Here is a 20,810-nt window from a genome sequence, read left to right on the forward strand (position 1 = left end):
CGGCAACGCAGCGGCGCCTCCGGCGTTCCCTCACTCGGCGCGGACGAAGGGTCAACTCTCAGGCGGATAGAGATGCACGCCGCCGCAATTGTCGGTGACGTGATAGCGTCCGCCGCCGGCGTCGGGCAGCGCTTCCAGATGGTGCGGCAGCAGGGGCACCTTGCCGGCGCCGCCGGGAATGTCGAGCACATAGGTGGGCAGCGCGAGGCCAGAGAGGCGCCCCCGCAGCGCCCGCATCAGCGCCTGGCCCTCCGCGATAGGAAGGCGGAAATGCCCGGTGCCCGGCGCAAGGTCAGGATGGTGCAAATAGTAGGGCTTCACGCGGCATTCCACGAGCGCGCGGAACAGGGCGGCGAGGGTCTCGCCATCGTCGTTCACGCCGCGCAGCAGCACCGTCTGCGACACCAGGGGAATGCCGGCCTCCGCCATGCGCGCGAGCGCGGCGCGGGCCTCACTGGTCAGCTCGCGGGCGTGGTTGGCGTGCACGGCCACATAGGAGGTGAGGCCCCGCGCCTTCAGCGCGTCCACGAAATCGGCGGTCACGCGCTCCGGCGCGGCGATGGGCACGCGGGTGTGGAAGCGCGCCACCTTCACATGGGGAATCGCGGCAAGGCGGCCCGTCACCTCCGCCATGCGCCGCGGCGAGAGCATGAAGGGATCGCCGCCGGTGAGGATCACCTCCCAGATCTCGGGCCGGCTGGCCAAATAGGCGAACGCGGCGTCCAGCGCCTCGGGTGAAAGAACAGTCTCCGCGCCCGGCCCCACCATCTCCCTGCGGAAGCAAAAGCGGCAGTAGACGGCGCACACACCCACGATCTTCAGCAGCGCCCGATCCGGATAGCGGTGCACGATGCCGGGTACAGGCGAATGGGCGTCATCGCCGATGGGGTCGGCCCGTTCCTCGGGGCGGATCTCCAGCTCGCGCGGGTCTGGAACGAACTGCTGGGCGATGGGATCGGCCGCGTCGGCCCGGTCGATGATGCCGGCGAGCGGCGCCGTGACCGCCACCGCATAGCGTCGCGCCACGGCGTCGAGGGCGGCGGGGTCCGCCACGAGGCCGGCGTCCGCCAGCTCGCCCGGGGTGCGCAGGGTGGCCGGGCGCAGGGGCTGGACGGTGGCGGGTGTCGCGGCGCCGGAGCGGGCCGGGCCGGGCCGGGGAGAATGGGAGCGGGGCATGGACATCTCTCGGGCGGTCGCGCCGGGCCGGCATGGCGCGCGATCCGGCCGCGAGGGCTGGCGCAGCCCCGGCGGCTGGCGCATCTATATAGGCGACCCGGCGCGCCGGCCACCTCGCGGCCCGCGCAGCGGCCCCTCGCCCCAGGAGAGCAGCCCATGTTCGCGCGCGAAGACGATGTTCTGGAAGCGGCCGAGCGGTGGCGACGCGAAGGGCGAGGCGTCGCGCTCGCCACGGTGATCGAGACCTGGGGCTCGGCGCCGCGCCCGGTGGGCAGCCATCTCGCCATAGACCACGCCGGCCACTTCCTGGGCTCCGTCTCAGGGGGCTGCGTGGAAGGCGCGGTGGTGACGGAAGCGCTGGAGGTGATCGCTTCCGGCACGCCGCGGCGCCTCGACTTCGGCGTCGCGGATGCGGCGGCCTGGACCGTCGGGCTCTCCTGCGGCGGGCGCATCTCGGTCTATGTGGAGCCCGTGGCCTGAGGCGGTTGCAGCCTCCGTCAAGGGGTTGCGTTATATTCAGTGGGGAAGAAGACCCTTGCGGCGACGGGGGCGCCGTGCGATCCAGTAGACCGTGCGGTCCACGACCGCGAAGGTTTTCCCGATGCTTCTCGATCTGCTCGCCACCCTCAATGCCGAACGCGCTGCGCGCCGGGCCTGCGTGGTGGTGACCGAGCTTGCCAGTGGCGCGCAGCGCCTCGTGCGCGCGGCCGATGTCGGGCGCGATGGGTTGGCGCCCGAGCTGCGCCGGGCCCTGGCGGAAGGACGCAGCGGCCTCGCGGCGGAAGGCGCCTTGTTCATCACCGTCCACCTCCCCGCCCCGCGCCTGCTGCTCGTCGGCGCGGTGCACATCTCCCAGGCGCTGGCGCCCATGGCGCTGGCGTCCGGCTTCGACACCACCATCCTCGATCCACGGACCGCCTTCGCGACGCCGGAGCGCTTCCCGGACGTGGACGTGATCGCCGAATGGCCGGATATCGCTCTTCCCGCCTACGGCCTCGATGCGTTCACCGCGGTGGCGGCGCTGACCCACGACCCGAAGATCGACGATCCCGCGCTCGAGGCGGCCCTCGCCGCCGGGTGCTTCTACATCGGCGCCCTCGGATCGCGGCGCACCCATGCCGCGCGGCTGGAGCGGCTGGCGGAGCGCGGCTTTTCGTCGGAGGCGCTCGGCCGCATCCAGGCGCCCATCGGCCTGGAGATCGGCGCGGCGACCCCGGCGGAGATCGCGGTGGCCGTGCTGGCGCAGATCATCTCGGCCCGCCGCCGGCCCCGACCCGCCCCGATGCAGGGAGCAGCGGCGTGAGGTTCGGCGCGCTGCCCCTGGACGACGCGGAAGGCGCCATCGCCGCCCATGCCGTACGTCTCGACGACGGCGTCATCAAGAAGGGCACGAAGCTCGGCGCGGCCGAGATCGCCCTGCTGCGCGCCGCCGGCTATCGCGACGTGGTGGCGGCCCGCCTCGACGCGGGCGACCTGCCGGAGGATGCCGCCGCGCTCATCCTCGCCGATGCGGTGGCGGGGCCCGAGGTGCGGGTGGATCGGCCCTTCACCGGCCGCGCCAACCTCTATGCCGCCAGCGCCGGTGTGCTCAGGGCCCCCCGCGAGGCGGTCGATGCATTCAATGGCGTCGACGAGGCCATCACCCTCGCCACCGTGCCCGACCTGCGGGCGGTGGCGGCGGGCGAGATGATCGGCACCGTGAAGGTCATTCCCTATGGGGTGCCGGAGCCGCTGGTGGCCACCGCGGCCGCCGCAGCCATGGGGCTGCTCTCGGTGGCGCCGTTCCGCGTGCGTCGGGTGGCGGTGATCTCCACCCTGCTGCCGGGGCTGCCCGACAAGATGATCGCGAAGACCCTGGCAGTGACGCGCGCGCGCCTCGCGCCCACCGGAGCGGATATCAGCCACGCAGTGTCCTGCTCCCACGAGGTCGGCCCCCTGCGCGACCTGCTGCGCGAGGTGACCGCGGACGGCGCGGAGCTGGTGATCGTGTTCGGCGCCTCCGCCATCGCGGACCGGCGTGACGTGGTGCCCAGCGCGCTGGTGGAGGCGGGCGGGGCCGTGGTCCGGCTCGGCATGCCCGTGGACCCGGGCAACCTGCTGCTGCTCGGCCGCCTCGGCGCGGTGCCGGTGCTGGGCGCGCCGGGCTGCGCCCGCAGCCCCAAGGAAAACGGATTCGATTTCGTGCTGATGCGGCTGCTGGCGGGGATCGAGGTGACCGCCGCCGACATCGCCCGGCTTGGTGCAGGGGGCCTGCTGGCTGACATCGCCACCCGCCCCTCCCCGCGCGCCGAGGGCCCGGAAGGCACGTCGGCGGGGTTCGCCGCTGTGGTGCTGGCGGCCGGCCGCAGCTCGCGCATGGGGGGTGGCCGCAACAAGCTGCTGGCGGAGGTGGGCGGCGTGCCGGTCATCCGCCGCGCGGTGCTGGCCGTGCTCGCCTCGCGCGCCCGTCCGGTGCTGGTGGTGACCGGCCACGAGCACATGCGTGTGGCGGAGGCCCTGGAGGGGCTGCCGGTGCGGATCGTCCACAATCCCGACTACGCCGCCGGCATGGCCTCCTCCCTCAAGGCGGGGCTCGCCGCGGTGCCGACAGAGGCCGCCGGCGCGCTGGTGGTGCTGGGCGACATGCCCCTGCTGCAGGGCGTCCTGCTCGACCGACTCATGGACGCCCATGCCCCACGCGAGGGGCGGCTGGTGGTGGTGCCGGTCTCCGGTGCGACGCGGGGGCATCCCGTGCTCTGGTCACGGCGCTATTTCCCCGAACTCATGGCGCTCGAAGGCGATGTGGGCGCGCGCCACCTGCTGGCCCTGCACCGGGACGCGGTGGCCGAGATCGATGCCGGCGGCGAGGGCGCCTTCCTCGACGTGGACACGCCGGAGGCGCTGGACGCCGCCCTCGCTCTCGTCGAAACGCCCTCGAAGACGGGGCACGCCGCCGAATAGGGTGCAGTTCTTCTCGTGGGCCTTTGGTCAAGTCCGCTTGGTCGAAGACCGGGGCCGATGGTGTTGCCTCAAGCCGCCCGGATCGCCCCCAGGAAACGCTCCACGCGCTGGCGCAGATCCGTCGCCTCGGTGGAGAGACGCGCCGCTGCCACGAGCACTTTCTCCGCGTCCTCCCCGGTGGCGGTGGCGCCCTGCCGCACGTCGACGATGTTGCTCGTCACCTCGGAGGTGCCGGCGGCCGCCTGCTGGACGCTGCGGGCGATCTCCTGGGTGGCGGCGCCCTGCTGGATCATGGCTTCCGAGATATCTCCGGAGATGGTGTTGATTTCCTCGATCACGCTGCCGATCTCGTGGATGGCGCCCACGGCGTTCTTCGAAGCGTCCTGGATGGCCTTGATCTGGGCTGAAATATCCTCCGTGGCGCCGGCGGTCTGGGCGGCCAGGGACTTCACCTCCTCCGCCACCACCGCGAAGCCCCGGCCCGCTTCTCCCGCCCGCGCCGCCTCGATGGTGGCATTCAGCGCCAGCAGGTTGGTCTGGTTCGCAATGGCGCTGATGAGGCTCACGATCTCCGAGATGCGCGCGCTGACGGCAACGAGGCTCTTCACCGTGCCATCCGTCTCCCGCGCCGCCTCGGCGGCGCGGGCGGCCACCGCGCGGGAGGTATTCATGCGGCTCGATATCTCGCCGATGGAGGTGGCGAGCTCCTCGGAGGCGGCAGCCACGCTGCGCACGTTGGCGGCAGCCTGCTCGGCCGCGGCGGCCGCGCCCTGGGCGTTGCCGGCGCTGGCATCGGCGGTGCCGGCAAGGGAGCGCGCGGTCGTCTCCATGGTCTGCGACGCCGTCGCCACCAGGTCGAGCGCACCCGTGATGTCGCGGTTGAAAGCCGCGATGAGCGCCTCGACATTCTCGGTGCGCGCAGCCTGCACTTCGGCGGCCGCCCGCTCCTTGGATTCAAGCTCGGCGCGGGCGGCGGCATTATGCCTGAACACCTGCATCGCCTCGGCCATGGCACCGATCTCGTCGCGGCGGTCGAGATCGGGAACGGTGACGGAAAGGTCGCCCTGCGCCAGACCGTTCATCGCCGCAGTCATGCGCGCCAGCGGGCGGCCGATGGTGCGATGCAGGAGCTGGCTGAGCAGCACCGCGCACCCCAGCGCGGCGACGAGAGTGCCGATGATGGCCACGATGCGGAATTCGTAGAGCCCCGCATAGGCCTTCTGCGGGTCGATCGCGACAGCCAGATGCCAGCTTGCGCCCTCAAGCTCTTTCAGCGGCACGAAGGCGACCAGCATCTCACGGCCATCGACGGTGACGGGGGAGATGCGCGGAGAGATGGCCGGCATCCGGCCGCCGAAGAACTCGGCCAGGGTCTTGCCGATCCACCCGTCATTCGGGTGCACCTGCACGGTGCCCTTGTCGTCCACCAGGAAGGCGAAGCCCATGCCACCGAAATCCACCGTGGCGAGGTGGGACTGGAGGGCCGAGACGAAGAAATCCCCGCCGACGACGCCGACAAGGCCATCCCTGCCCGACACCGGCTGGGCGATGGTGATGACCTGCCGACCCGTGGTGGCGTCCTTGTAGGGCTGGGTGAGGGCCACTTTCCCGGCGCTCACCGCGCCCTGGTACCAGGGCCGCTTGCGGGGGTCGTAGCCCGCCGGCATCTCGGAGGCCGGCACGTGGAGGAAGACGCCGTCGGTCCGCCCCAGGTACACCTCCTTGAAGGCCCGCAAAAGCTCCTGGTTGTCGAGCAGCCTCTCGGCGGCGGCGGGATCGGCCCGAATGGAATCCGCCAATTCCCGCACCAGCATCACCCGCGCCGAGAACCAGTTGGCGACGGAGGCGGCGGCGAGCGCGCCTGCATTGTCGAGCTTGGCCTCGACCTCCCGGCTCACCAGCGCCTGCTGGTGCCGGTCGATGAAGAAGGAGAAAGCGAAGAAGGCGAGCATCACCGCGAGCGAAACGACGACGATGATGCCGCGCAGCAGCCGTGTTCGACGCCGGTCTGCCGCAGGCGCGAGGGGAATGCCGATGGTGCCGACCGGTGAAATCGATAACGCGCTCATGCTGGCCGCCTTCGTACGCAGGGGCTGGAGGGCCACCCCCTCGCGCACGACGCTACCGCCGGACCACGACCGCCATGTGAAACATTGTGCACTGCAACCAGGCGGCGGAAGCGCCGCCCGGCCTCAGAACGGCGGCGCCATCAGGTGGGTTGCGGGAATATCCAGCCGCTCGCACAGGATCTGCGCAAGGCGCAGCCGATGGCAGCCCTCCACATGGCGCTCGTAGCACAAGAGGCAGAGCCGGCGTCCCGTCGCCAACCCGGCAAGCTCGTCGAGGGCCGCCTGTGCGGCGGGGGTCTTCAGATGGGCGTCATAGATGCGCATGAGGGCCGCGTGGTCACCCGAGCGGGCGGCAAGCCGCCCTTCCTTCGGCGTGCCGAGGGCCCGCAGGTGCACATAGGCGATGCCATGCTCCGCCACGCCCGCGGCGAGCGCGCTCTTAGAGAAGCCGGGCCGGCGCGAGGCCGCCACTGCCCGCACATCCACCAGCAGGTCCACCCTCGCATCGTCCAGCGCTTCTTGGAAAGCCGCGGGCGTGGTCTGCTCATAGCCGATGGTGAAGAGGGCCGTGGTGGTGGCTTTGGTCGCTTCGGTCATGGCCGGATGATGGAGCGTCGCGGCGGAACCGTCATCAGGATTGTATGGCAGAGATATGCTGCGATGCGGAATATTCGAGTGGCTCTCTGGCGCATCCGCCAGTCAAGATCACCACCCCCATCGTCTTCATACGGTGAAGAAAGGCGAGGCATGCACGGTGGGAGCATGGAACATTGCCCGCTTCTGCGCAATATTATGCTGGTGCCTGCGCCGGGCACGGACAGGGGGACGCGAGAATGCGGCTTTTCCGCTGCGAGGTCTGCGGTCAGCTTCTCTATTTCGAGAATCGGAAATGCGAGAAATGCGGGCACGGCCTCGGCTACCTGCCGGATATGAACACGCTCGTGGAGCTGGAGCCGGAGGGCGGGGCTTTCAGTGCCGTGGGCGTGGAGAACCGGCGCTTCCGCTTCTGCGCGAACGCTGCCCATGATGCCTGCAACTGGCTGGTGCCGGAGGAGCAGGAAGGCGAATATTGCCTCGCGTGCCGACACAACAGGACGGTGCCGGACCTCTCCAACCCCGGCTACCTGAAGAAGTGGCGGCGCATCGAGATTGCCAAGCACCGCCTCATCTACTCCCTGCTACGCCTCAACCTGCCGCTGGAGAGCAACGAGGACCGCGACGGCGGCCTGTGCTTCGACTTCCTCGCCGACCCGCGCGAGAACAATGCGCCGAAGGTGATGACCGGCCATGACGAAGGCCTCATCACCATCGCCCTGGCAGAGGCCGATGACGCCGAGCGCGAGCAGCGCCGCAACGATCTCGGCGAGCTCTACCGCACGCTGCTCGGCCATTTCCGCCATGAGGTGGGACACTACTATTGGAACCGGCTGGTGCGCGACGGAGACCGCATCGCCGATTTCCGGGAAATGTTCGGAGACGAGAGTCTCGACTACGGCAATGCCCTGAAAGCCTATTACGAGGCCGGCCCGCCGGCCGACTGGCAGGCCAACCACGTCTCCGCCTACGCCACCTCCCACCCCTGGGAGGACTTCGCGGAGACCTTCAAGCACTATATCCACCTCGTCGACACGCTGGAGATGGCCGGCTCCTTCGGCATGCGGGTGGAGCCGCGGCTGGACCGCAACGGTGAATTGAAATCACGGGTCGATTTCAATCCCTACCGCGCCTACGACATTCAGGAGATGGTGGACGCGTGGCTGCCCATCGCGTTCGCGCTCAACAGCCTCAACCGCTGCCTGGGCATGACCGATGCGTACCCCTTCATCCTGAGCCCCGGCGTGATCGCCAAGCTGGGCTTCATTCACCGCCTCGTGCACCGGGCGACACCGGCCGATCCCGTGCGGGCCGCCGTGGCCGAACCCGCTGGCGAAGCCATGGTCTAAGCGGCTGGGAAGCCGGGGATATTCAGGCGGCAGGCGCCCACGCGTCGCGACACGGCGACCGCTGGCGCGAGTGCCTCGCGCCAAGGTAACGCGCCACGGCAAAGTGGCAGCGCCGAACCCCGGCGGCGGCGCCCCATGAAGGCCCGCCGGCCCCTGGGCCATGACATCGTCGGCGGCGATCTTCGGGCGGCATCACATCGATTTCAGCGAATTCGCCCACGAGCTGGCTAGGCTCGTAAGTGCGTATCGCACAAGCGCCGGGCGAACTGTCCAGACCCGTGAGGGTGGCTCACGGGTCTGGACATCACCTCTCACGCCCGCCGGCCCGGATACTCAGTCCTGGGCCGGAGCGCTCTTGGCGGCCTTGGCGCTTTTCTTCGCCGGGGCCTTCTCGGCGGCCGTCTTGCGCGCAGCCGGCTTCTTCGGCGCCGCCTTCCGGGCTGGCTTCTCCGCGCTGTCGGCGCCATCGCCTTCCGTCGACGCCGCCTTCGACTTCGCGGTGGTCGCCTTCGCCGCCGTCTTGCGCGGCGCCTTGGCCGGGGTGCTCGCCGCCTTCGCGTCGATGAGGCTCACGGCCTCCGCGAGAGTGAGCGCCTCCGGGTCCATGGACTTAGGCAGGGTGGCGTTCACCTTGCCGAGGTTCACATAGGGCCCGAAGCGCCCCGCGCGCACGGTGATCTCGCCGCCGAGGGTGGGATGCTCGCCCAGGGAGCGCCCCGCCGACGCTGCGCTGCGCGGGCCGCGCCCCTTGCTCTGCTTGTCCGCGATGAGGGCGATGGCGCGGTTGAGGCCGATGTTGAGCACATCGTCCTCCCCGTCCAGATTCGCATAGGTGCGCCCGTGCTGCACGTAAGGGCCGTAGCGGCCGATGCCGGCGAGGATGGGTTCGCCGTCCTCCGGATGCTTGCCCACCTCGCGCGGCAGGGCGAGCAGCTTCAAGGCGGTGTCGAGATCCACATCCGCCGCGGCCAAGCCCTTGGGCAGGGAGGAGCGCTTGGGCTTCTCCCCGTCCTTGCCCTCGCCGAGCTGGAGATAGGTGCCGAACCGCCCGGCGCGCACAGTCACTTCCTCGCCGCTCTCGGGATCGAGGCCGATCACGCGCTTGCCATCGCCCTCCGGCGCGCCATCGCCCGTCAGAGGCTGGGTATGGCGGCATTCCGGATAGTTCGAGCAGCCGATGAAGGCGCCGAACTTGCCCATCTTCAGCGAGAGCCGGCCATTGCCGCAGGTGGGGCACAGGCGCGGGTCCGAGCCGTCCGCCTTGGGCGGGAAGATGTGGGCGGTGAGCATCTCGTCCAGGGCATCGAGCACCTGCGAGACGCGCAGCTCCTTGGTGGCGCCAATGGCGGCGTGGAAGTCCCGCCAGAAATCGCGCAGCACCTCTTTCCAGTCGATCTGCGCCGCCGAGACCTCGTCGAGCTTCTCCTCGAGATCGGCGGTGAAATCATACTCCACGTAGCGCTTGAAGAAGCTTTCCAGGAAGGCCGTGACGAGGCGGCCCTTGTCCTCCGGCACCAGCTTCTTCTTTTCCAGCTTCACATATTCGCGGTCGCGCAGCACCGCGAGCACGGCGGCGTAGGTGGAGGGGCGGCCGATGCTCAGCTCCTCCATGCGCTTCACCAGCGATGCTTCCGAGTAGCGCGGCGGCGGTTCGGTGAAGTGCTGGGCGGTCTCGATGCCACGGCGGTCGAGCCCCTCTCCGGCGCTCATGGCTGGAAGGCGGCGGCCCTCCTCGTCGTCGTCGTCGTCGTCCTTGCCCTCGCGGTAGAGGGCGAGGAAGCCGTCGAACTTCACCACCGTGCCGGTGGCGGAAAGGTCGAGGACGCGGGCGCCGGACGGGGCGGACACCTTCGCCTCGATGTCGGCGGTGGTGCGCTCCAGCTCGGCCGATTCCATCTGGCTGGCGATGGTGCGGGTCCAGATCAGCTCATAGAGCCGCGCCTGCTCGGCATCGAGGTGGCGCGCCATCTCCTTCGGCGACCGGCCGGGATCGGTGGGGCGAATGGCCTCGTGCGCCTCCTGGGCGTTCTTGGCCTTCACCGTATACTTGCGCGGCGCGCCGGGCAGGTAGCGCGGGCCGAACTGCTTGCCGATGGCGTCACGAGTGGCGGCGACGGCCTCGGGCGCCATGTCCACGCCGTCGGTACGCATATAAGTGATGAGGCCAACCGTCTCGCCGCCCAGGTCCACGCCCTCGTAGAGGCGCTGGGCAATCTGCATGGTGCGGGCCGGGGCGAGGCCGAGCTTGCGGCTGGCCTCCTGCTGCAAGGTGGAGGTGGTGAAGGGCGGCTGCGGATGCCGCTTCACGGGCTTGGCCTCCACCGAGCGCACCCGGAACTGGGCATTCTCAAGCGCCGTGCGGAAGGCGGCGGCCTCCTCCCCGGTGCCCACGGAGAGGCGGGTGATCTTCTTGCCGTCGGCCCCCGCAAGGCGGGCCTCGAACTCCTCAGCGCGGGGCGTCGCGAGGCGGGCGACGATGGACCAGTATTCCCTGGGAACGAAGGTCTCGATCTCCCGCTCACGGTCGCACACCAGGCGCAGCGCCACGGACTGCACCCGCCCGGCCGAACGGGCACCGGGTAGCTTGCGCCACAGCACAGGGGAGAGATTGAAGCCGACGAGATAATCGAGCGCGCGGCGGGCGAGATAGGCATCCACCAGCGCGACGTCGATGGCGCGGGGCGCCTTCATGGCATCGAGCACGGCCTGCTTGGTGATGGCGTTGAACACCACCCGCTCGACCTTCTGATGCTTCAGCGCCTTCTTCTGCCGCAGCACCTCCAGAACGTGCCAGGAGATGGCCTCCCCCTCGCGATCCGGGTCGGTGGCGAGAATGAGCGCGTCGGCCCCCTTCACGGCGCTGGCGATCTCGCTGAGTCGCTTCTGCGCCTTCGGGTCGACCTCCCAGAGCATGAGGAAATCGGCATCGGGATCGACCGATCCGTCTTTGGAAGGCAGGTCGCGCACATGGCCATAGGAGGCGATGACCTCATAGCCAGGACCCAGATACTTGTTGATCGTCTTCGCTTTGGCCGGCGATTCGACGATGACGACCTGCATGACCCAACGTCTCTCTCTGGTCCGGAGCCCCATTGCGCGGACCGTTTGAAGCGCCTCGGCGCGATGCGGACCGGCGCGGGGGGCGGCTCAGGCCGCCGGCCTCTCGCGGGCCGCATCTCGTTGCGCTGGTGGCTCCCCCGAAGCCGGAAAGCCCGCAGGCGGATGTCATTTCACAACGGAAACAGCATCATGACCGGCCGGCTCTCCCAAAGGCGGCTGCAAGATGGGCACGGCGGCCGCGCCTGTCAAATGGCACCGCCCGGCTGGCGAAACGGACCGGCGCGACCGGAATGCAACTATGAGTATGTTTTAATATGTCTATCAACCTGTAATACGTATTCCATGACCACTCGGGAAGGTCTTCGACAGGATCGCTCCATGGACAAGACAGCAGGCGACAGGGCCCCTCGCAGCACCAACGCCCGACCGCACGCAACTGAAACGCCCAATGTGAGCGATTCCGCGGCCGTTGCCTCATACATCGCAGGATTGACCGAGGAGCTTTCCCGCCTCGCGCGCAGCAGCGGGCTTCCGACTCTCTCCTATATACTCGACATGGCGCGGCTCGAAGCACGCGACGCGGCGAATGCAAAGGAGAGCGCCGGCGAGGGGCGCGTCGAGACGAAGGGCACGGGCTGCGGTGCGATGACGCCCTGACGTGGACCAGCGGAGACGATCCGCTTTCGGTCCCTCCCGGTCGCACGCCCCGGGACCGCGCGCTGAGGCCATACTCCTCGGAAGTCGCAGGAATTGGGTGATTGCAAGGCCGGCCTTTAAGCCTTGGCCAGAAGAGTACCAGTGCTTGAAAGCCGGGGTCGTGGCTGCCACGGCCCACCGTCACCACCTCGCCGTCCCGACGCTCGGGCCAGCGACTCCGGGCAACGCCGCCCGACATTCTCAAAAGTGACACCTGAGCACGTTCCCCGCGCCGTTCGGCTATGAGAGGCGTAGCGGCGCGCCCGATGGGCAGAACACCGGGACGCAGAAGGCACGCGCCACGCCTCAAGCCTGGCGCGCGTGGTCCATCGCTCCCACCTCCGGCGGGAACAGCCCAGCCTGGAAACAGGTGCTCATATGCTCCACCTTGGCGATGGCACGGTCGGCGGCGGCCGGCTCCAGCACCCGGCGCGCGGTGAGCTTGAAGAGCGCCACCCAGAGGGTGAAATGCTCCGGCCGAAGCTGCAGCGAGATGTGTGCCGAGAACGGGTTGCCCGTGTATCGGCCGGTCCCCAGCAGCGCGCGCGACCAGAAATTCTGGACCACGCGATAGTGCTCCTCCCAATCCGGGATGGCACGGGCGAATACGGGGCCCAGCACGGGGTCGGAGCCCGCGGCGGCGTAGAACTCCCGCACCAGCCGCTCCAGATCCGCCTCGGTGACGTGGATCTGCGTGGCGAGCTGCTCGCGCGCGCCGTCGGGCCAGTCCTCGGCACGGTCGGGAATGATGACGGCAAGCTCTGGCGCGGCAGGACCCTTGCGGTCAGCGGTGTTCAGGGGCGGATCGTACTTGCCCACGAGGTCGCGCAGCGCATGGGCGCGCAGCCGCGCGTTCTGGCGCTCCATAAAGAACACGCCGTCGGTCAGCGCGGTCTCGACCGGCAGGGTCTCGCGCACCGCATCCTCGGCGCGGGCCATGTCTTCGCCCTCGCCGATGTAGACCGGATAGGCGAGACCGCCGATGGCCCGCGTCAGGATGAAGATGCCCGGCAGCGATGGCGCACGGCGCGCGGCGGCGAAGCTCACGCCGCCGAACTCGACCGCGCTCGCCGCAGCGGAAGGCAGGTGCCGCGGCGCGCCCGCCTGAGGCACTTTCGGGGCGGTGTCCGCTTCGGAAGCGGCAGTGGGGGTGGTCATGGGTGCGTCTTCCTCCGCCGATGAGCGCTCAATCCTGCGCGCCATCCTTGCCGTCGGGTTCAGGAGCGGACGCCACCAGCCGCAGGCCCGCGCGCGAACGAGCCACCGCCTTCGCTGTCGTCTGCCACGGCGGACGGATGCGGACTGCGGTGCCCGGCACAAATCGCACGGGCAGCGGCGTATCGCTTTTGTCGGACGCCATGGATGCGCCTCCTCGCCCGGCCAGATGCCCACCAGAGGTGGCGCGGCCGGAGGCGTTTTGCATATCAACTATATAACGCAGCCTAGAAGAGGCCCTCGCTCCGGGCAAGGCACCACCCTCCCCCGAACCGCCCCAATTTTAAGCGCGCACACAAAATCACCAGAACGGCCCGCGCTATCCCTCGGCAGGCGCCCCGCCTTCGGGCGCCGCGGCCAACATCAGCACGGTGATGAATGCATTGATGCGATTGTAAGCGGCGACGCAGAGCTGGTCAGCCGTCAGCAGCGCCCGCGCGCTTTCCTGCGCATCCTGGTTGATGTGGCCGGTGAGCGCCGAAACCAGCTCGCTCTGGCCGATGGCGAGGCTCCTGAGTCCGAGCAGAAGATGGTCGAGGTCTCCCCGGGTCAGCGTCACCTTCAGCGGCGTGTCACCATCCAGGGCCGCCCAGCGCGCGATGGCCTCTGCCGGTACCTGGATCTGCTCGGGCTGCGCCTGCGCGCCGTCCGCTTCGGCGGCGCCTTGGGCAATATCGGTCATGGCAATCTCGCAATGCAGCAAAATACGCCCGTGGGCGGCAACTCGCCCGGCGCGGCAATGAAAAAAATCGGCGCCCCGGCATGGTGCGTCGCAACAAGAGATTACGCCCATCGCCCCCTGCGACACAAGAACGTGGCCCGCGGTGATCACGTTTTGGCAAGGTCGCCTTCTTCCGCCGATGCAGGGCCGCTAGAAATGCGGCGGTGCGAAAAAACCGCACCCACGGCAAAGAAAGGGATGCGATGACGGACACCCTGCTGCGCGATGCCGCGCCCGGCCAGCAGGCCGAGAGCGGAGACAAGACCGCCCGCAGCGGCAACTGGCGCTGGATCAAGGTATGGGACGCGCCCACGCGCCTCTTCCACTGGACGCTCGTGGCGCTCGTGGCCACCTCCTACGTCACCGCCCGCAACGGGTGGATCGACTGGCACTTCTACGCCGGCTACGCCATCCTCACCCTGGTCGTGTTCCGCATCCTTTGGGGGGTGTTCGGCAGCGAGACGGCGCGCTTCTCGTCATTCGTGAAAGCGCCGGGCGCCGCCATCGCCCACCTGCGCCATGTGCTGCGGCGCGAGCCGGAGCCGGAAACCGGGCACAACGCCGCCGGGGCCTACATGGTGCTGGCCCTCCTTGCGCTGCTGCTGTTCCAGGTCGTCTCCGGACTTTTCTCCAACGACGGCCTGTTCACCAGCGGGCCGCTCGCCACCCTGGTGAGCGGCGAGACCAGCGACCGGCTGACCGTGCTGCACGGACTCTCGTTCGATCTCATCGCCATCGCGGTGGCGCTGCACGTGGCGGCCATCTTCGCCTACGCGCTGCTGCTGCGGCAGGATCTGGTGCGGCCCATGATCACCGGCTGGAAGCGCCTGCCGGCCGCCATCGCCGCGCCGCGCCTCGCGCCCCTGCCCATCGCCGTCGTGCTGCTCGCCCTGGCGGCGGCGGCGGTGTTCGGCCTCCTGCAGCTCGGCTGACAGCGAACCGCACAAAAAAAGGGCGGCCCCCAGGAACCTCCGGGGGACCGCCCGTCGAAACGCGAGAACCTCCAAAGGACCGCAAGGGCCCCGCAGGGCCTCAGCGAGACTTGAAGCTCTGGTGGCAGGAGCGGCAGTTCTCAGCCACGGCGGTAAAGGCGGCCTTGAAGCCGGCTTCGGTGGTGGCCTTCGGGGCGTTCTCGGCTACCGCCTGGTTGAACTTGACGATGGCGGCGTCGAAGCCGGCGCGGTCGGACCACACCGCCGAGGTGGACTTGGTCTCGCCAGTGTCGGAGCCGGGCGGGAACAGCTTCTCGAAGCCCACCATTTTGTCCTTGAAGGTCTGGAAGATCAGCTCGGCCTTCTCGGCGCTGAACGGGACCTGCCCCTTCAGGATCGAGGCGCCGATCTCCGTCTGCTCGCCAATCGTCTTCATCGCAGCACGGCGCTGCTGGATGACATTGGTCTGGGCATAGGCGGCGGTGGCGGCGAGGAGACCGGCCACGACGGCCGCTGTCACGGAAAGACGCATCTTCTGCTCCAATGCGGATTCGGAAGAGGCAGCAACGTACAGCCATTCCAATCTGGGGATACCGCCCGCCACTCACGGTTTCGCGAGGGTGGCGGCGGCCAATTGCCGCTTCCGACTTTCGGCGCATCTTCCCCTGCGGAAATTGGCCGCGCCCCCGGCATCAAGCCCCGGTCACGCGGTCCACCATCTCCCGCACCTCCGCCGCCACCGCCGCCACCAGGGCCTGCTCCCGCGCCCGCACCACGAGGTGGGTCTTGAAGCGCCCGTCTTCGTCACGGAACGGATAGGAGCCGATGATGGTCTCCGGATGCCGCTTGGCGATGTCGGCCAACGGCGCCGCGATATCTCCTTCCTTGGCGTCGGCGAGCACGGTTTCGGAGAGCATGGGCCGGCCCTTCTCCAAATCGGGCAGCACCGCCTCCAGCATCGCCTGCATGATGCGCGGGACGCCCGCCATCACGATCACGTTGCCGATGCGGAAGCCCGGCGCCTTCGAAACCGCATTGACCACCAGAGAGGCACCAGCGGGAATGCGCGCCATGCGCAGGCGCGCCTCGTTGAGGTCTTTCTCGGCGATATATTCGAGCAGCATGGCGCGTGCGCGCGGATCCACGTCTATGCTGACGCCGAACGCCTTGGCGATCGAGTCGGCGGTGATGTCGTCATGGGTGGGCCCGATGCCGCCGGTGGTGAAGACATAGGTGAAGCGATGGCGCAGCGCGTTGACCGCGGCGACGATGTCCTCCTCCACGTCGGGGACGATGCGCACTTCCCGCAGGTCGATGCCCACCTCGGTCAGCCGCTCGGCGATATGGCCGATATTTTTGTCCTTGGTCCGTCCCGAGAGAACCTCGTCGCCGATGACAAGCAATCCCGCGGTGACCATTTGCGCGCCGTCTGCCTCACTCATGACGCCTCACCTGCCCTTTCTTGCAGCACCTTCGCCGGATCTGCTCAAATTGCACCCACTCACAAAGCGAGAGCGTCGCAGCCAGGAAGCCTTTTCCATTTATCACTTCTTTGGCACGATGTTTGTAGAGTTGTGAATCTGAGACCTGCGGACGTGGAGTGACAGTCCCAATGCGGCAAGCGTTCGACGAAATGTCCAGCACCAACGGGCATGTGAGACCGGCCTACGAAACGCTGAAGCAGTGGCTCAGCACCGTTCCGCAGGACGTGCTGAACCACCGCCGCAAAGAAGCCGAATACATCTTTCGGCGGATCGGCATCACCTTTGCTGTCTATGGGGAGCAGAACGCCCAGGAGCGCCTGATCCCCTTCGACATCGTGCCCCGCATCCTCACCAAGGATGAGTGGACACGCCTTTCGAAAGGCCTGGAACAGCGCGTCAAGGCGCTGAACATGTACATTCACGACGTGTATTCGAAGCGGGAGGTCCTGAAGGCCGGCGTGGTTCCAGAAGACCTGGTCTACAAGAACCCCGCCTTCCGCCCCGAGATGAACGGCCAGCGCGTGCCGCACGATCTGTACGTGCACATCGCCGGCATCGATATCGTCCGCACCGACCCCGACACCTTCTACGTGCTGGAGGATAACGCGCGCACGCCGTCCGGCGTCTCCTACATGCTGGAGAACCGGGAGATCATGCTGCGCCTGTTTCCCGAGCTGTTCTCCATGCACAAGGTCGCGCCGGTGGAGAATTACGCCGACGACCTGCTCGCCACCCTGCGCTCGCTCTCGCCCCACGGCGGGCATGAGCCGAACGTGGCGATCCTCACCCCCGGCATCTACAATTCCGCCTATTACGAGCACTCCTTCCTGGCCGACAAGCTGGGCGTGGACCTGGTGGAGGGCCGCGACCTGTTCGTGAAGGACGGCATCGTCTACATGCGCACCACCGAGGGGCCGAGGCGGGTGGACGTCATCTACCGCCGCCTCGACGACGACTTCCTGGATCCCCTCGCCTTCCGGCCCGACAGCGTGCTGGGCGTGCCCGGCCTCATGAGCGCCTACCAGGCCGGCAACGTCACCCTCACCAATGCGGTGGGCACCGGCGTCGCCGACGACAAGGCGGTCTATTCCTACATGCCGGACATCATCCGCTTCTACCTGGGCGAGGAGCCGCTGCTACCGAACGTGCCCACCTGGCGCTGCCGCGAGGCGGACCACCTGAAGTACGTGCTGGAGCACCTGCCCGAGCTGGTGGTGAAGGAGGTGCACGGTTCCGGCGGCTACGGCATGCTGGTGGGGCCCGCCGCCGACAAGGCGCAGATCGAGAAGTTCCGCGAGAAGCTCATCGCCGATCCCGGCAACTTCATCGCCCAGCCGACGCTCGCGCTCTCCACCTGCCCGACCCTGGTGGAGCAGGGCATCGCCCCGCGCCATGTGGACCTGCGGCCCTTCATCCTCTCCGGCTCCGACAAGGTGCGCATCGTGCCCGGCGGCCTCACCCGCGTGGCCATGAAGGAGGGCTCTCTCGTGGTCAATTCCAGCCAGGGCGGCGGCACCAAGGACACATGGGTGCTCGACGCATGACCTGAGGCCGCGGCGCGGCGTGATGCCCCGGCGCCCGCCACGGCCTTCCGAACACATCGCCGGCAATCGCACCGCCACGACGCCTGCCGCATTCTCCTTCTCCGGATGGGTTCTCCATGCTCTCCCGCACCGCCGACAACCTCTACTGGCTCAGCCGATATGTCGAACGCGCCGACTGCCTCGCGCGCATCCTCGACGTGTCGCAGCGGCTCGCCTACACCCCCGTCACCTACGGCGGCTCCACCAATGAATGGGGCTCCGCGGTGCTGACCGCCGGTGTGGCGGAGCAGTTCATCGAGCGCTACGGGCCGCTCGAGGAGGCCAAGGAGGAGCAGGTGGTCTCCTTCCTGGCGTTCGAGGCGGAGAATTCCTCCTCCATCCGCAACTGCTTCGAGGTGGCGCGCACCAACGCGCGCTCGGTGCGCACGGCCCTCACCTCGGAAATGTGGGAGGTCATTAACACCGCCTGGATCGAGCTGCGCAACTTCCCGAACCGCGCCCTCACGCGGGATGAACTCTCGCGCTTCCTGGCGTTCGTGAAGGAAACCTCGCTGCGGTTCGATGGCGCCACCTTCCGCACCATGCTGCGCAACGATGCCTACTGGTTCTCGCGCTGCGGCGCGCAGCTTGAGCGCTCGGACAACACAGCCCGCATCCTCGACGTGAAATACCATGTGCTGCTGCCGGAAAAGGAGCACGTGGGCGGGCCGCTCGACTATTTCCAGTGGGCCTCCATCCTGCGCTCGGTCTCGGCGCTCACCGCCTTCCACTGGGTGTACCGCGACAGCGTGAAACCCTGGCTGGTGGCGGACCTTCTCATCCTGAACCGGCAGATGCCGCGCTCGCTCGCCGCCTGCTACGACAACCTCGCCCGGAACCTGGACGACATTGCCTCGGCCTATGGCCGGCAGGGGCCTTCCCAGCGGCTGGCGCGCTCCATGCTCGCGCGGCTCACCAACCGCAACATCGAGGACATCTTCCAGACCGGCCTGCACGAGTTCATCTCGGGCTTCATTTCCGACAACAACAAGCTGGGCGCCGAAATCACGGAGCAGTATCTAACCTGAGAGGGTCGCGCGCCGCGCGTTCGTGAAAGCTCCTCCGGGTCCGGCAGTTCCGGGTCCGGCAATTTCAAGGTTCGATCATGCGTGTCCGCATCCGCCACGAGATCACTCAGCGCTTCGAGCCCGGCAGCCGCAACCTGTCGGTCACAGTCCGGCTTACCCCGCGCCCGCACGAGGGGCAGTTCATCCAGCGCTGGACCCTCGACCTCAACAACGACTGCCGGCTCCATCCGCAGGAGGACGCTTTCGGCAACCTTTGCCACGCCTTCAGCGTGGACGGTCCCACCGATCACGTGACCATCATCGCCGAGGGTGAGGTGGAAACGTTCGACACCACCGGCATTGTGCGGGGAACAGTCGAGCCGTTTCCCCCTTCGCTCTACCTGCGCGAAACCACGCTCACCTGCCCCACCGAGAAGGTCATCGCCTTCGCCGAGCAGGTGACGGACACGCCGGACGACCCCCTGAGCCATCTGCATGCCCTGATGGTGCGCGTGCACGAGACCGTGGAGGAAACCGAGCCGACCCCCACCATCATGCCCATGTCGGCCGAGGAGGTGCTCGAGGCGAAGTCGGCCTGTCCCGGCGGCATCGCCCACCTGTTCACGGCAGCGGCGCGCCACCTCGGCGTGCCCGCCCGCCACATCTCCGGCTACCTCGCGCTCGACGACGAGGGCTCTGCCCGCCATTGGGCGGAAGCCTATGTGCCGAAGATCGGCTGGATCGCGTTCGATCCCGGCCATAACGTCTGCGCCACCGAGAATTACGTGCGCCTCGCGGTGGGCCTCGACGCGTTCGGCGTCGCCCCCATGCGCTCGACCGGCTTCGAGTGCCGCGAGAGCGTCCGCGCCGAGGACGGGCGCTTTCCCCCGCGGCTCGTCCAGGCACAGAGCCAGGGCCAGAACTGAAGATCCCCACGCCGGCGCCGGGACAAAGTGCCCCGGCCCGGGCATCTTCTGGCCGGTTGTCATAAAGACACGGCAAAGCAACCTCCATGATACGCCCCCGGAGGCCACACGGAGGGCTCATGCCATGTCCAAGCATATGCCGGCCGATATGGAGGCCGATGCCTCGCGCGGTGCGCCCGGCGGTGAGCCGGCCGTCGCCGTGCCGCCCGCCCCCGGCTTGCCGGTGAAGCTGGAGGCCCGCCACCTCGACTTCTACTACGGCGGCACCCGTGCCCTGCACGACGTCTCGATGCCGTTCCACGCGAACCGCATCACCGCCCTCATCGGCCCTTCCGGCTGCGGCAAGTCCACCCTGCTGCGGGTGTTCAACCGCATGTTCGAGCTCTACCCCGATCAGCACGTGACGGGCGAGGTGCTGATGGACGGCGCCAGCATCCTTGGGCCGGGGGTGGACCCGGCCGCCCTGCGCGCCCGCATCGGCATGGTGTTCCAGCGGCCGACGCCGTTCCCCATGTCCATCTTCGACAACGTGGCCATGGGCGTGCGAATCAACGAGGCGCCGCCGGAGGCCGAGGTGGCCGTGCGGGTGGAGGAGGCGCTGCACCGCGCCGCCCTGTGGGACGAGGTAAAGGACCATCTTCCGGAAAGCGGCCTCAGCCTTTCCGGCGGCCAGCAGCAGCGCCTGTGCATCGCCCGCACCATCGCCGTGCGCCCGGAGGTCATCCTCTTCGACGAGCCGTGCTCCGCCCTCGACCCCATCACCACCGCCAGGATCGAGGAAACCATGGTGGAGCTGCGGGCGCACTACACGCTCGCCATCGTCACCCACAATCTCCAGCAGGCGGCCCGCGTGTCCGACTACACGGGCTTCATGTATCTGGGCGAGATGGTGGAATTCTCCTCCACCGACCATATGTTCACCCGCCCCAGGGACGAGCGCACCCACAACTACCTCACGGGCCGCTTCGGCTGAGCAGCCCACCCTCTGCCGCCCCGGAAGCCCGGCGGGGGCCTTGACCCCCCGGCCCGCCCCTGCAATGTCCTTGCCTCAAACAGGA

Annotated in this window: 19 protein-coding genes; 10 read left to right on the top strand and 9 right to left on the bottom strand. The window is 68.5% G+C overall.

Translation table 11 applies throughout. The features are described 5' to 3' along the window. Window positions 1–51 precede the first annotated feature (51 nt). Window positions 52–1,176 carry a lysine-2,3-aminomutase-like protein gene (locus V5F61_RS13775; RefSeq protein ID WP_393988567.1) on the bottom strand — a complete coding sequence of 375 codons (1,125 nt, stop codon included), beginning with the start codon at window positions 1,174–1,176 and terminating at the stop codon, window positions 52–54. A 156-nt stretch (window positions 1,177–1,332) separates the two neighbouring features. Between V5F61_RS13775 and V5F61_RS13780 the strand changes: the two genes are divergently transcribed. From V5F61_RS13780 to V5F61_RS13790, 3 genes are all read left to right on the top strand, one after another. Beyond that, window positions 1,333–1,656 carry an XdhC family protein gene (locus tag V5F61_RS13780; RefSeq protein WP_393988568.1) on the top strand — a complete coding sequence of 108 codons (324 nt, stop codon included), beginning with the start codon at window positions 1,333–1,335 and terminating at the stop codon, window positions 1,654–1,656. A 121-nt stretch (window positions 1,657–1,777) separates the two neighbouring features. After that, a complete protein-coding gene (locus tag V5F61_RS13785; RefSeq protein WP_393988569.1) occupies window positions 1,778–2,479 on the top strand; it encodes an XdhC family protein in 702 nt (233 codons plus the stop codon). After that, window positions 2,476–4,116: an NTP transferase domain-containing protein gene (locus V5F61_RS13790; RefSeq protein ID WP_393988570.1), complete on the top strand. Its 1,641-nt coding sequence runs from the start codon at window positions 2,476–2,478 to the stop codon at window positions 4,114–4,116. Before V5F61_RS13785 ends, V5F61_RS13790 begins: the two co-directional genes overlap by 4 nt. A gap of 68 nt (window positions 4,117–4,184) precedes the next feature. Here the strand turns inward: V5F61_RS13790 and V5F61_RS13795 are convergent, their stop codons facing one another. Next, window positions 4,185–6,185, bottom strand: coding sequence for a methyl-accepting chemotaxis protein (locus tag V5F61_RS13795; RefSeq protein ID WP_393988571.1), 2,001 nt, complete (start codon window positions 6,183–6,185; stop codon window positions 4,185–4,187). 123 nt (window positions 6,186–6,308) lie between these two features. Then, window positions 6,309–6,782 carry a DUF488 domain-containing protein gene (locus V5F61_RS13800; RefSeq protein WP_393988572.1) on the bottom strand — a complete coding sequence of 158 codons (474 nt, stop codon included), beginning with the start codon at window positions 6,780–6,782 and terminating at the stop codon, window positions 6,309–6,311. Between the two features lie 236 nt (window positions 6,783–7,018). Here V5F61_RS13800 and V5F61_RS13805 point away from each other — a divergent pair, with 236 nt between their 5' ends. Continuing rightward, window positions 7,019–8,128 carry a zinc-binding metallopeptidase family protein gene (locus V5F61_RS13805; protein ID WP_393988573.1) on the top strand — a complete coding sequence of 370 codons (1,110 nt, stop codon included), beginning with the start codon at window positions 7,019–7,021 and terminating at the stop codon, window positions 8,126–8,128. A gap of 333 nt (window positions 8,129–8,461) precedes the next feature. Here V5F61_RS13805 and topA read toward each other — a convergent pair whose 3' ends face one another. Beyond that, on the bottom strand, window positions 8,462–11,188 hold the full coding sequence (topA, locus tag V5F61_RS13810) for a type I DNA topoisomerase (RefSeq protein WP_394104048.1): 2,727 nt from the start codon (window positions 11,186–11,188) through the stop codon (window positions 8,462–8,464). 378 nt (window positions 11,189–11,566) lie between these two features. Between topA and V5F61_RS13815 the strand changes: the two genes are divergently transcribed. Next, window positions 11,567–11,845, top strand: coding sequence for a hypothetical protein (locus V5F61_RS13815; RefSeq protein WP_393988575.1), 279 nt, complete (start codon window positions 11,567–11,569; stop codon window positions 11,843–11,845). A 345-nt stretch (window positions 11,846–12,190) separates the two neighbouring features. Here V5F61_RS13815 and V5F61_RS13820 read toward each other — a convergent pair whose 3' ends face one another. The 3 genes from V5F61_RS13820 to V5F61_RS13830 form a co-directional block, all read right to left on the bottom strand. Further along, complete coding sequence (locus tag V5F61_RS13820; RefSeq protein ID WP_393988576.1) at window positions 12,191–13,042, bottom strand: group III truncated hemoglobin; 852 nt, start codon at window positions 13,040–13,042, stop codon at window positions 12,191–12,193. A 28-nt stretch (window positions 13,043–13,070) separates the two neighbouring features. Next, the gene (locus V5F61_RS13825) at window positions 13,071–13,244 is read right to left on the bottom strand and encodes a hypothetical protein (RefSeq protein WP_393988577.1); all 174 of its coding nucleotides are present in this window, start codon (window positions 13,242–13,244) and stop codon (window positions 13,071–13,073) included. Between the two features lie 174 nt (window positions 13,245–13,418). Then, window positions 13,419–13,781, bottom strand: coding sequence for a hypothetical protein (locus V5F61_RS13830; RefSeq protein ID WP_393988578.1), 363 nt, complete (start codon window positions 13,779–13,781; stop codon window positions 13,419–13,421). Between the two features lie 242 nt (window positions 13,782–14,023). Here V5F61_RS13830 and V5F61_RS13835 point away from each other — a divergent pair, with 242 nt between their 5' ends. Beyond that, window positions 14,024–14,752, top strand: a complete 729-nt coding sequence (locus tag V5F61_RS13835; RefSeq protein ID WP_393988579.1) for a cytochrome b/b6 domain-containing protein — start codon at window positions 14,024–14,026, stop codon at window positions 14,750–14,752. Window positions 14,753–14,852: 100 nt separating this feature from the next. Here the strand turns inward: V5F61_RS13835 and V5F61_RS13840 are convergent, their stop codons facing one another. Beyond that, window positions 14,853–15,284, bottom strand: a complete 432-nt coding sequence (locus V5F61_RS13840; protein WP_393988580.1) for a c-type cytochrome — start codon at window positions 15,282–15,284, stop codon at window positions 14,853–14,855. Between the two features lie 160 nt (window positions 15,285–15,444). Continuing rightward, entirely contained in the window at window positions 15,445–16,194 is a 750-nt protein-coding gene (locus V5F61_RS13845; protein WP_393988581.1) for a competence/damage-inducible protein A, read from the bottom strand. Window positions 16,195–16,364: 170 nt separating this feature from the next. Here V5F61_RS13845 and V5F61_RS13850 point away from each other — a divergent pair, with 170 nt between their 5' ends. The 4 genes from V5F61_RS13850 (at window position 16,365) to pstB (ending at window position 20,725) form a co-directional block, all read left to right on the top strand. Further along, on the top strand, window positions 16,365–17,780 hold the full coding sequence (locus V5F61_RS13850) for a circularly permuted type 2 ATP-grasp protein (RefSeq protein ID WP_393988582.1): 1,416 nt from the start codon (window positions 16,365–16,367) through the stop codon (window positions 17,778–17,780). 116 nt (window positions 17,781–17,896) lie between these two features. Continuing rightward, window positions 17,897–18,847, top strand: a complete 951-nt coding sequence (locus V5F61_RS13855; RefSeq protein WP_393988583.1) for an alpha-E domain-containing protein — start codon at window positions 17,897–17,899, stop codon at window positions 18,845–18,847. Between the two features lie 77 nt (window positions 18,848–18,924). Beyond that, the gene (locus V5F61_RS13860) at window positions 18,925–19,752 is read left to right on the top strand and encodes a transglutaminase domain-containing protein (RefSeq protein WP_393988584.1); all 828 of its coding nucleotides are present in this window, start codon (window positions 18,925–18,927) and stop codon (window positions 19,750–19,752) included. A gap of 148 nt (window positions 19,753–19,900) precedes the next feature. Next, window positions 19,901–20,725 (top strand): phosphate ABC transporter ATP-binding protein PstB, encoded by an 825-nt coding sequence (gene pstB, locus V5F61_RS13865; protein ID WP_393988631.1) that lies wholly within the window; start codon window positions 19,901–19,903, stop codon window positions 20,723–20,725. Window positions 20,726–20,810: the final 85 nt, after the last annotated feature.

The organism is Xanthobacter sediminis, from assembly GCF_043195015.1.
Lineage (GTDB): Bacteria > Pseudomonadota > Alphaproteobacteria > Rhizobiales > Xanthobacteraceae > Xanthobacter.

What these genes read in the sequence shown, in the direction of transcription:
- V5F61_RS13820 (WP_393988576.1), bottom strand. Translation starts at nt 13,042, where the DNA reads ATGACCACCCCCACTGCCGCTTCCGAAGCGGACACCGCCCCGAAAGTG.
- topA (WP_394104048.1), bottom strand. Translation starts at nt 11,188, where the DNA reads ATGCAGGTCGTCATCGTCGAATCGCCGGCCAAAGCGAAGACGATCAAC.
- V5F61_RS13815 (WP_393988575.1), top strand. Translation starts at nt 11,567, where the DNA reads ATGGACAAGACAGCAGGCGACAGGGCCCCTCGCAGCACCAACGCCCGA.
- V5F61_RS13780 (WP_393988568.1), top strand. Translation starts at nt 1,333, where the DNA reads ATGTTCGCGCGCGAAGACGATGTTCTGGAAGCGGCCGAGCGGTGGCGA.
- V5F61_RS13835 (WP_393988579.1), top strand. Translation starts at nt 14,024, where the DNA reads ATGACGGACACCCTGCTGCGCGATGCCGCGCCCGGCCAGCAGGCCGAG.
- V5F61_RS13860 (WP_393988584.1), top strand. Translation starts at nt 18,925, where the DNA reads ATGCGTGTCCGCATCCGCCACGAGATCACTCAGCGCTTCGAGCCCGGC.
- V5F61_RS13830 (WP_393988578.1), bottom strand. Translation starts at nt 13,781, where the DNA reads ATGACCGATATTGCCCAAGGCGCCGCCGAAGCGGACGGCGCGCAGGCG.
- V5F61_RS13805 (WP_393988573.1), top strand. Translation starts at nt 7,019, where the DNA reads ATGCGGCTTTTCCGCTGCGAGGTCTGCGGTCAGCTTCTCTATTTCGAG.
- V5F61_RS13775 (WP_393988567.1), bottom strand. Translation starts at nt 1,176, where the DNA reads ATGCCCCGCTCCCATTCTCCCCGGCCCGGCCCGGCCCGCTCCGGCGCC.
- V5F61_RS13800 (WP_393988572.1), bottom strand. Translation starts at nt 6,782, where the DNA reads ATGACCGAAGCGACCAAAGCCACCACCACGGCCCTCTTCACCATCGGC.
- V5F61_RS13785 (WP_393988569.1), top strand. Translation starts at nt 1,778, where the DNA reads ATGCTTCTCGATCTGCTCGCCACCCTCAATGCCGAACGCGCTGCGCGC.
- V5F61_RS13845 (WP_393988581.1), bottom strand. Translation starts at nt 16,194, where the DNA reads ATGAGTGAGGCAGACGGCGCGCAAATGGTCACCGCGGGATTGCTTGTC.
- V5F61_RS13825 (WP_393988577.1), bottom strand. Translation starts at nt 13,244, where the DNA reads ATGGCGTCCGACAAAAGCGATACGCCGCTGCCCGTGCGATTTGTGCCG.
- V5F61_RS13840 (WP_393988580.1), bottom strand. Translation starts at nt 15,284, where the DNA reads ATGCGTCTTTCCGTGACAGCGGCCGTCGTGGCCGGTCTCCTCGCCGCC.
- V5F61_RS13855 (WP_393988583.1), top strand. Translation starts at nt 17,897, where the DNA reads ATGCTCTCCCGCACCGCCGACAACCTCTACTGGCTCAGCCGATATGTC.
- V5F61_RS13795 (WP_393988571.1), bottom strand. Translation starts at nt 6,185, where the DNA reads ATGAGCGCGTTATCGATTTCACCGGTCGGCACCATCGGCATTCCCCTC.
- pstB (WP_393988631.1), top strand. Translation starts at nt 19,901, where the DNA reads ATGGAGGCCGATGCCTCGCGCGGTGCGCCCGGCGGTGAGCCGGCCGTC.
- V5F61_RS13850 (WP_393988582.1), top strand. Translation starts at nt 16,365, where the DNA reads ATGCGGCAAGCGTTCGACGAAATGTCCAGCACCAACGGGCATGTGAGA.